The sequence below is a fragment of the Brachyspira sp. genome (genome assembly GCF_050873525.1).
Lineage (GTDB): Bacteria > Spirochaetota > Brachyspiria > Brachyspirales > Brachyspiraceae > Brachyspira.
The window spans coordinates 1-10,131 of the sequence record NZ_JBNMIZ010000089.1 but is presented as its reverse complement, the minus strand read 5'-3'; the positions used below and the strand labels follow the sequence as shown (position 1 = coordinate 10,131).

The 10,131-nt window shown below is 32.1% G+C and carries 8 protein-coding genes; 5 read left to right on the top strand and 3 right to left on the bottom strand.

Translation table 11 applies throughout. The features are described 5' to 3' along the window. Window positions 1-83: 83 nt before the first annotated feature. The 3 genes from ACR0QS_RS07360 to ACR0QS_RS07350 all read left to right on the top strand — a co-directional run bounded on the left by ACR0QS_RS07360 (window position 84) and on the right by ACR0QS_RS07350 (window position 3,014). Window positions 84-404, top strand: coding sequence for a hypothetical protein (locus ACR0QS_RS07360; protein ID WP_432632791.1), 321 nt, complete (start codon window positions 84-86; stop codon window positions 402-404). A 9-nt stretch (window positions 405-413) separates the two neighbouring features. Then, window positions 414-1,610, top strand: coding sequence for a tetratricopeptide repeat protein (locus ACR0QS_RS07355; protein WP_432632790.1), 1,197 nt, complete (start codon window positions 414-416; stop codon window positions 1,608-1,610). A 420-nt stretch (window positions 1,611-2,030) separates the two neighbouring features. Beyond that, on the top strand, window positions 2,031-3,014 hold the full coding sequence (locus ACR0QS_RS07350) for a hypothetical protein (RefSeq protein ID WP_432632789.1): 984 nt from the start codon (window positions 2,031-2,033) through the stop codon (window positions 3,012-3,014). A 72-nt stretch (window positions 3,015-3,086) separates the two neighbouring features. Here the strand turns inward: ACR0QS_RS07350 and ACR0QS_RS07345 are convergent, their stop codons facing one another. Genes ACR0QS_RS07345 through ACR0QS_RS07335 form a run of 3 tightly spaced genes read right to left on the bottom strand, consistent with a single transcriptional unit; the run spans window position 3,087 to window position 7,980 of the window. After that, window positions 3,087-3,797: an IspD/TarI family cytidylyltransferase gene (locus ACR0QS_RS07345; RefSeq protein ID WP_432632788.1), complete on the bottom strand. Its 711-nt coding sequence runs from the start codon at window positions 3,795-3,797 to the stop codon at window positions 3,087-3,089. Beyond that, window positions 3,790-5,628: an MATE family efflux transporter gene (locus ACR0QS_RS07340; RefSeq protein WP_432632787.1), complete on the bottom strand. Its 1,839-nt coding sequence runs from the start codon at window positions 5,626-5,628 to the stop codon at window positions 3,790-3,792. Before ACR0QS_RS07340 ends, ACR0QS_RS07345 begins: the two co-directional genes overlap by 8 nt. An 18-nt stretch (window positions 5,629-5,646) precedes the next feature. Further along, complete coding sequence (locus tag ACR0QS_RS07335) at window positions 5,647-7,980, bottom strand: transglycosylase domain-containing protein (RefSeq protein WP_432632786.1); 2,334 nt, start codon at window positions 7,978-7,980, stop codon at window positions 5,647-5,649. Window positions 7,981-8,194: 214 nt separating this feature from the next. Here ACR0QS_RS07335 and rplI point away from each other — a divergent pair, with 214 nt between their 5' ends. Both rplI and dnaB read left to right on the top strand, forming a co-directional pair. Then, complete coding sequence (gene rplI, locus ACR0QS_RS07330) at window positions 8,195-8,716, top strand: 50S ribosomal protein L9 (protein ID WP_432632785.1); 522 nt, start codon at window positions 8,195-8,197, stop codon at window positions 8,714-8,716. Between the two features lie 20 nt (window positions 8,717-8,736). Next, window positions 8,737-10,131: replicative DNA helicase (gene dnaB, locus ACR0QS_RS07325; protein WP_432632784.1), on the top strand; the 1,395-nt coding region annotated here is incomplete at its 3' end.

The window sequence follows — 10,131 nt, the reverse complement described above, 5'->3', positions numbered from 1 at the left end:
CTATAATAAATATTACGAATATTATGTTAAGTCATTTTTTATTTTAAATTGTATTTTAAATTTTTTATAAGGAAAAATTATAAATGGCAATAATTGATAAAATTAAAGATTTTTTTATAAATTATTATAAAACGAAAAGAACTTTATTTTTTGGAGTCGTTATTTCGGCATGGCTTATTTTAACCGTATTGATTGGAATTTTAATTGGATTAAATAGTAAATCTAAAGAAGTTCATTTAAGCCCTGAAGAAGAAAATTCTATGGCAGTACCGAGTATGAAAGAGGACGAAGAAAAAATTATTAAAGGCGAGATGCTTTCGACAAGAGGCAATTTGGATATGGAACAAATAGAATATTCAAAAAATTATGTGGAAATTCAAAAAATAAAGAAAAATCAGCAATAGGAGATATTTATGCGACTTAAAATTTTTTTATTTATTATTAATTTAATTATGTTTACTTCTGTTTTCGCTCAAAATACGATAACGGTTAATCCCGATAATCAAGTGATAACGAACGAAACTATAAACAGAACTAAAGGCGGACCTTTGGAAAGCGATTTTATAAAAACTGTAGATTTGGCTAATAATACTCTTTTTTCGATAAGATTAAACGCCACGAATTTTGACAGATATATTCGTATAACGAGCTATTCGACTAATTTGGATTTTGTGAGATTTACGCGAGATAAGACGAACAGCTTTTTGACTTTTACGACTTTAACATCTGGAGTCGCAAAATTGAATTTTCAAGTCGATAACGAAGAAAATGTTATAAGAAGATATATTTATACGATTAATGTTACAAATAGCATTTCAAATGGGAATTCTACAAATACAAACGCAATGTTACTGGATGCGGAAAAAGATATAATTGCTAATAACGATAATAATATTAGTATAGCCGATAGCTTAAGTCAAATTTCAATTACTAATAATAATGTTTCTGCAAATTCTTTTGCGAGAAGAAACGAAAGTCCAGAGACTTTAACTTTATTTAATTCTGCGGAAGAATTGAAAAATATAAAAGATTATTCGAACGCAGTTAATAATTATAGCAATATTATCTCTCAATATCCGAATTCAAAATATTCCGTTTACAGTCATTTTAGAATCGCCGATATTTACAATAATAATAAAGATTATGCGAACGCTTTCGATATGTATAAAAAGGCTTACGATTTGAATAACGCGAATAATAATCAAAAGGCGGCGGCGCTATATTCTATGGGAATAGTTAGAAAGTCGGAAAATAATAACGAAGAAGCGATTAATTATTTTAACGAAGTTATAAATAAATACGCAAAAACTCCTATTTACGGAAACGCTTCATACGAAATAGCCGACAGTTTGAAAAGAATTGGAAAAATATCGGACGGAGTGAATATTCTTGAAAAATCATTAAGCGCAAATGATAAATTTAGTAAGAAACCAGACGCTTTGCTTCTTCTTGCCGAAATATACGAAAGAGGAAATAATAATGTGAGAGATTTTAACAAGGCTTATCAAATTTATAATCAATATATAGAAGAATATCCAGCCTATCCGAGAACAAAATACGCGACAGAGAGAAGAGATTTTTTATATAGAACTGTGATTAATTTGAAGTAGTTTTTTATCGACTAAAAAATTAAAAAAAATTTCATTATGAAATGCATTGTCATTGCAACTTTATTTTTATTTGTCATTACGAGCATTTGCAAAAATGCGAGACTAAAGTCCATCGTTGGCAATTAATCCAAAATTAATAAAATTTTATTTTAAAATTTAACTTTATTAATAGTTGATTGCTTCGACATTTCCAATGCCTCGCAATGACGGAATTATTAAAGATATTCGCAATGACATAGAAATTATGTCAACTTATTTCACAAATTCGCTTGCATTATTCATAATTTCATTACTTTATTATAAATTTATTATTTTTTTTAATAAAGTTAGAATTTTTTTCTTGACTTTTCTAAAAAATTTGTTATACTATTAGTGTAAGGTTCAAACAACCTATAATTTAACTAAAATAAGGAGTTAATTATGATTAACACAAAATCATTGAAAGTTTCAAAACGAATAGCTGTTATTTTATTAATAGCTATATTTAGCATCGTAGGTATAGTTGCCTGCGGAAATGCAGAAGATATTAGCGGTAGCAGCAGCGGCGGGTTTACTCCGATACCAGAACCAGACCCAGGAAAAACTGGACCTTTAACTACAGATTTGCCGTCTTTGGGTTTGGATTATAAAAAGGATATACCTACTGAGACTAAACCAATTCCGCCTACATCTGAAGACTTTCCTGAAGACACAAAATATGAAATATACGCTCCTTGTGTTACTTGGGAAGGAAATTATTTAGTTGTAAGCTATTTGGATACCAATAGTTTGAATGATATATGGAAAAAGCATGTGGCAAGAAGTGGTAGTAACGATAACATAAGATGGATTATAAGAGACGGCGATAATCGTCAAACGAATCCTAAAGAAGGAAACTATTATTATTTCGACAATAATGCAGATATAGTTCATTCTGGAAATTATGCGAACGGAATAAAACTTAAAGAATTCGTTGGAGGAGTAATAGTAAAATACAACCAAGACAACACGGGACAGGCATCCGATGTTTGGACTATAGGCGGGCTTTATAAAACTCTGTTAAACAAAGATAACAATAATTCCGAAGGACGACAAGGTTATGGTAAACATGATAATAAGAACCTTAACGAGTTTATGAGAGCCACTCATAATCGTGAAGAAGGAGATTTGTCTATCATACTCATGAATGTAGGTTACGCAACATTTGACGATAGATATGACTTTATATTCAGCTACGAATTCGGAGTGGACGAATATTACAGCACAACGGACAATAACTATAGAAAAAATGCATCATATTTCATAGGCAAAAATCCAAGCGAATATTATGCAAAATTGGATGCGAAAATTAACCATTCTAGAGATTTAAATAGTTATAACTTTAGATTTATTATGGCGGAAGCTGAAAACGGATGGTTGCAATAAGTGTAGTTAGAGATAAAATTTTATAATTTGTTTTTGAAACTTGGGCTTGCTCGTTTAGGGCAGGCTCTTTTTTTATAATAAATTCAAAAACAAATTCAAATCTTCTTTATTAGTGATTTTAATATTATTTGCCGAGCATTCCACTATCGTAACTTTCCCCGCATAAGCGCTGTAAATTTCCGCATCGTCTGTGGCTATTTTTTTTCCTAATCTTTCTTTATATTTTCTATCGTTCATATATCTTTCCATCGCAGTTATATATTTTTTGAAATTAAACGCTTGAGGAGTAGCGGCTCTGTAAAGAAAATTTCTGTCTATCGTTTCGACAATATTTTTTTTTGAATCGATTTTTTTTATTGTATCGACAACTTTGGAAGCCAAAATTGCTGCATTTTTTTTTATAACCATTTCATATAATTCTTTAATTTCTTTTTTTGAAACTATCGGACGAACTCCGTCATGAATAAAAACAAAATCCGTTTTAATATTATCTTCTTTTATGAATTTCATCGCGTTATAAACGGAATAAACTCTTTCGCTTCCGCCTTCGACATAATGAATATTTTCGCTATTTAATAAATTTTTACTAATAGTTTTTTTTATATTATTTAAATCTTCCTTCAAACTTGCTATTATAATATTATCGAATTTGAATTTTAGCATTGCCTCCAAAGTATAAATAAAAAGCGGTTTATTATTTATTTTTACAAACTGTTTTTTTATTTTTCCGCCGAACCTTCTCGAGCTTCCCGCTATAAGCAATATCAAAGTTTTTTTAATCATTATTATCTCTTTTATTTTTATTTTTAATTTCCAAAATTTCTTTCTGACGAGCAATTTTTCTCTCTTCTTTCAATTTCAATCTATTTTCTCTACGCTCTTTAAGTTTTTCTTTATCTCTGATTTTTTTCTCTTCTTTTTCTTTTTTTCTCTCTTCCAAATATTTTTTTCTTTCGTCATGCATCTTTTTTCGATTTTCTTTTATTTCTTCGATTTGTTTTGCGTATCTTTCCATTTCCAAATCTCTTTCTTCCCGTTTCTTTTCTATTCTCTCTTCTCTTTCTTTAATTCTTTGCGCTTTTTCTTCTTCTCTTTTCATGAATTTTTCGAGTTTTGAAGAATCTTTAATATTTTTTAATCTGCCTTTCATTTTGATATTATAATCTTTTCGTTTGCCGATATTTTTAGGAAACAATGCGGCGCTTACTCTGTCGGAAAAAAGTTTCGCTCTTAAAATAAATATATTTTGAGTATTCATATTTATAACCGAACGCCAAGGAGTTTTAAGAATTATTATAAAAGTAACTATTCCCGCCATTGTGTTTGAAAATAAATTTCCGTAAAATACAGACCAGTAATGCAAATGGCTCGAAGTCGCCAATATAAATATATATCTAAAAAACCAAATTCTTAAAATACTTATAAATAAAGGAACTCGCGTTCTGCCGAGTCCGATTAAAGCTCCTTGAACTACCATAGTGACGCCGAAACCTATAATCGACATAGCATATATTGGAAGTGCGCCATTAGCGATTGCCAAATCTTCAACATCTCGCGTAAATAAAACCGTCATATATTTTGATAAAGGAAGAATTATTGCAATTAAAGTAATCGAGGTTATAATACTCATCATTATTCCCATGTAGCATGATTTTTTCGCTTTTTCAGCGTATTGCGCTCCGATATTCATACTTACCATAGTAGTAACCGCCGAACCGAAAGCAGCGGGCATATTGAAACAGACTGCCGTTATATTATTCGCTATTCCGTTTCCGTTTAGGACAATCTGCCCGTATTTTTCCACTTCGCTATTGATTAGGAAAAATCCAAAATTGCTTAAAAATGTCGTAAGCATCGAAGGAATTCCTATAACCATAAGCTGTTTGAGTATCGATACATCGAATTTAAATCCTTTTAAAGTAAGTTTATCTTCGCTTTCTTTAATAAATAAATCGTAATACATCCAAACGCTGATTAAAGAATAAGTTGAAAAAGACGCCAAAACGCTTCCGAGAATTTTTAATTGCAAAAAATAAACATAAATAAAATTAAATATTATTTTCAAAACGAGTAATAAAAGCATTCTTATAAAAGTTGCCTCTGGTTTACCGCTAGCGTTCTTCAAACCGTTATAAATTGCCGCCATAAAAGTCATTGGCATAACGAAACTGTATAAAGATAAATATTGAAAAACGCTTTCTTTTACTCCTTCCTGCAAATTCATTGAAACCAAAATACTTACGATATATAAAGTCGGTCCCATAGCGATTCCGAATAGAATTCCAGAAACTACAATTTGAGTGGAAACTTTTTTGGCATTCTTAAAATCTCCGAGTCCGTTATACTGCCCGACTATCGCCATAGCCGCCACGCCCAAACCTTGCGATAATGCCGTCATCATATTTATAATCGGTTCTGCAAAATTGATACTGCTTGCGATTAATCTTCCCGCCACATTATTTAGAAAAAGTCCGTCCATAAGCGGAACCATAGATTGAACCAAACCCATCATTAAAGTAGGAATGGAAAGCATTATTAAAGTATTCTTAATAGAACCATGAAGTATTAAATCGCGTCTCGCTTCTGTAGATTGACTTTGAAAAAATTTAATCATTTTTAAAATTCCTGTTTATCAACTTCTTATATTCCCAACACTCGGGTCTTCTATAATCTCTTCTGGAAGTATATATCTATTATTTTTATCGTTATAATTATTTTCCTCTTCCAAAGGAGTATAATAAAAAAATTCTTCCTCTTCGTTGGTTTCGTTATATGTTTTATTATTATTTTCTATTCTTCTGCTTCCGCTTCTTATATGGTCGATAGGACATTGAGAACTTAAATCTATATTTCCTCCAACCGTTAGAGGATTAGTATTGACGCATGTATAATTTCTTGGAAGTCCCGATTCTTGGCATATTTCTATTATAAAAACATCGTCTGGGACATTCCAGTTAAATTTTCTTTTATTTTCCGAAGTTATATAATTCAAATATTGAAATGTAGCCAAAGCCGTAGTCGCGCCTCCCGTAACATTATTCGGCAAAACATCGTTTCTATCGCTTCCAATCCAAGTTATAGTCGCTATTTCGTCATTATATGCGGCAAACCAATTATCTCTATGTTCGCTTGTCGTTCCCGTTTTTGCCGAAAAAGAAGGATAATTAAAATTGTAAGAACTCGCGCTTCTGTAAGCCGTTCCGCCTTGAGCGATAACTTTTTGTAAAGTGGTATTCAAAAAATAATAAGAGGATGGCGAAGTTCCGCTTATTTTATGGGGAGTTCTATCTGCCAAAGCCGTGACACTTAATTCCCTTCCGTTCATATCCAATATTTTATCGACAATATAAGGCTCGTATTTAATTCCGTAATTTGCCAAAGCGCCGTAAGCGGATGCCAAATCTAAAGGACTCATTTCCATAGTTCCAAGTCCAATCGACAAAGCGTTCGGTATATAAGCGTTATCTCCAAAAAATTCTTTAGAATGTTCTATAAAATAAGACAAACCTATATCGTTTAATAATTTTACCGCTATAGTATTTATCGATTTTGCAAGAGCGGTTTCCAATGTCATTTCGCCTCTGTATCTTCTGTCATAATTTCTTGGAGAATAGGAAGGTTTTCCCACTCCCTGCGGATATGTATAATTTGTGTCGATTACCGTTGAAAAAGGCTGCGCTCCGCCTTCGAACGCGTATAAATATATAAACGGTTTTATTGCGCTTCCTATCTGCCTTTTCGCCTGAACCGCTCTATTAAATTGATTTTGCAAAGTATAACCGTCCCCGCCAATCATAGCGAGTATTCTGCCGTCTTTCGGGTCTATTGAAACCAAAGCGCCTTGATAACTTCTATTTGAAGTGGAGGCTTGAAGTCCTCTTATTTTTTCTTTCATTACCAAATCTGCGGCTCTATAATATCTTTCGTTTACAGTCGTATAAATTCTTAAACCCGATAAAGCGAGTTCGTCTTTATTAAAATAATTTAAAAGTTCCTGCCTAACATATTCGTTTACATAAGGCGTTCTATTTACCGTCATTTTCCATTGCGAGCCTTTGACTTGCTTGCTGATATTCGTATATTCTTCGTCAAATAATTCCAATTCTCCTCTCATTGTTTCTCTATCTATAATATTATTTTTCACGAGTCTTGAAAGAATTTGCTCTACTTTTTTTCTGCTATTGTCTGGATTATTTACTATGGAATAATAACTTGGATTTGGGAGCATTCCAACCAATATCGCGTATTCCAATAATCTGCATTGTCTTAAAGGTTTTTGAAAATAATAATTTGCGGCGGCTTCGAATCCGTAATTTCCGTCTCCGAGATAAACCGTGTTAAAATACATCGCCAAAATTTCTTTTTTATTGTATCTGTCTTCAATTTCTTTTGCGGCAAACATTTCAAATAATTTTCTTTCAATCGTTCTTTCGCTTTTCGTAAATAATAATTTTGCAAGCTGCTGAGTGAGAGTAGAACCTCCGCCGACAATTCTTCGCGATAGAATGGTTTTTATTCCCAAATAAGCCGAACGAAAATAATTAATTCCATGATGCGAGTAAAATCTCTGGTCTTCCATTAAAAGCAAAGTCTGTTCCAAAAGCGGATTAATATCGTCAATATTAACGACTTCGTAAGACGGAGGCATATACTCTCCTATCAATATATTATTTCTATCGTAAATTCTTGTCGGAGGGGAATCGCCGAAAGGATTGAGCGGATTAAAATATCTTATTCTTTTTTCATTTCCTCTAATGACAATTATATTATAATATTCTTCGAGCATTGCCATGCTTTGAGTTCTTCTGCCGAGCCAGTCTCTATAAATTCCGCCGACAAAAAAAGCCGTTCCAATTCCGCAAATTGCAATTATAAGAAGAATTATAACAAAAACTCCGATTATAAAACTTTTCAATTTAGATTTTTTCTTTATTTTTATATTTTTCTTTATATTTTTTTTATTCATTTAAATAAATACCGCATTAATATTTAACATAATTATTTTGATTAATATATGATACTACTATATAAATAACATTGCAAGTAAATTTATGTAATATAAAATTATTATAAATCTTAAAATTGACGCTTGATATTATAATCTATCTATGATATAATTTTGTTTTAATAAATTGATAAAGTAAAAAAATAATATAATCAAATGGAACAAGGAGAAAGTCATGGAAGTTATTTTAAAGAAAGATTTTATATCATTGGGTTATGAAGGCGATATATGTAAAGTAAAAGACGGTTATGCAAGAAATTATTTGATTCCAAGAAATATTGCCGTAATAAAAAATGCTGGAAATTTGAAAACTTTGGCTCAAATGCAAAAGAGTTTGGAGAAAAAAAGAGCAAAAAGAAAAATGGAAGCGGAAATACTTAAAGGCAAAATTGTCGACATAAGCGTTGTAATTCCCGTTAAAGTTGCGGACAATGGAAAATTATACGGTTCGGTTAGTCAGCAGAGCATAGTTGACGCTTTGAAAGAAAAAGAAATTGATATAAGCAAAAGAGATGTTCATATGGATAAGCATATTAAAGAGCTTGGAGAATATGAAGTGGAAATTAAATTATATCATAGCGTCAATGCCAATATAAAAATTAATGTCGTAAATATGGAAACTTTGGAAGGCGCAGAATCTAAACAGGAAGAAGCGATTACCGAAGAAATTACAAAAACGAATAACGAAGAAGCTTAAATTAAAATAGCGGTTATAAAATGAATAATATGCCTTACTCGATAGAAGCCGAAGAGTCTCTATTGGGTGCTATGCTTCAAAATCCGCAGGCTATATCAATAGCTTTATCAAAAATTAATTCAAAAGATTTTTACAGCGAAAGAAATCGTCTTCTTTACGAAAGCGTTATTGAAATGCATAACAGAAATATTCCGATTAACGGGGAAACGGCTTTAAGATATTTGAAAGAAAACGATTTATTTGAAAAACTATTTCAAAATGACGAAGCCTATTTGATGCGGATAATTGACGGAACTCCATTTTATCAAAACGCGAAATATTATGCAGAAATAATTGCCGAAAAATCTTTACTCAGAGATTTGATTCTTGCGGCTCAAGATATAGAAAAATCAGCCTACGAATCGAAAGACTCCGAAACGAAAGAAGTCGCCGATTTTGCCGAGAAAAAAATATTTGAAGTCACTCAAAGAAGATTAGACAACGATTTTATTCATATAAGAGATTTGCTTTACGAGGCTTTAACTTCTATTGAAGAAAGAAAGAAACATAAAAGCGCCGTTACGGGAGTGCCTTCGGGTTTTACTGGGCTTGACAGAGTGACGCATGGATTTCAGCCTTCCGATTTGATTATACTTGCCGCTCGTCCTTCGGTTGGTAAAACGAGTTTCGCACTTAATATAGTAGAACATGTTATGACAAATGTGGAAACTATGAGTTTTGGAATAGGTTTTTTTTCTTTGGAAATGAGTAGAATGCAATTAGTCGAAAGATTAATTTCAAGCAAGGCGAGAATAAATTTATCGAGAGTTCGCTCGGGAGATTTGGAAAGGCAGGAATGGACAAAACTTGGGCAAACTTTCAATAGTTTATCTCAATCGAATCTTTTAATAGACGATTCTAGCCAATTAACTATAATGGAAATTCGCGGAAAAGCTAGGCAGATGAAATATAAATTTGCTGAAATGAGCAAAACTTCTGGTAAAAATATAGATTTGAAACTTATAGTAGTTGATTATTTGCAGCTTATTCATTCCAATATTCAAACGAGAAGAAACGGAACGAGAGAGCAGGAAATTGCCGATATATCGAGAGGATTAAAAGCGCTTGCAAAAGAATTAAATATTCCCGTTGTGGCTTTGGCTCAGCTTTCGCGGGCGGTGGAACAGAGGCAGGATAAACCGAGACTTTCCGATTTGCGCGAGTCGGGTTCGATAGAGCAGGATGCCGATTTGGTTATGTTTTTGCATAGACAGAAACCAAATAGAGAAGACGAAGAGGTTATAGACGAAAGAAATAATCAAGTGGAAGTTATACTCGCCAAACATAGAAACGGTTCTATTATAGACGGGCTTCCGCTAAATTTTGTAGCCGAGCAGACGAGATTTGAAAATATTTATTCTAACGCGGATAATAAT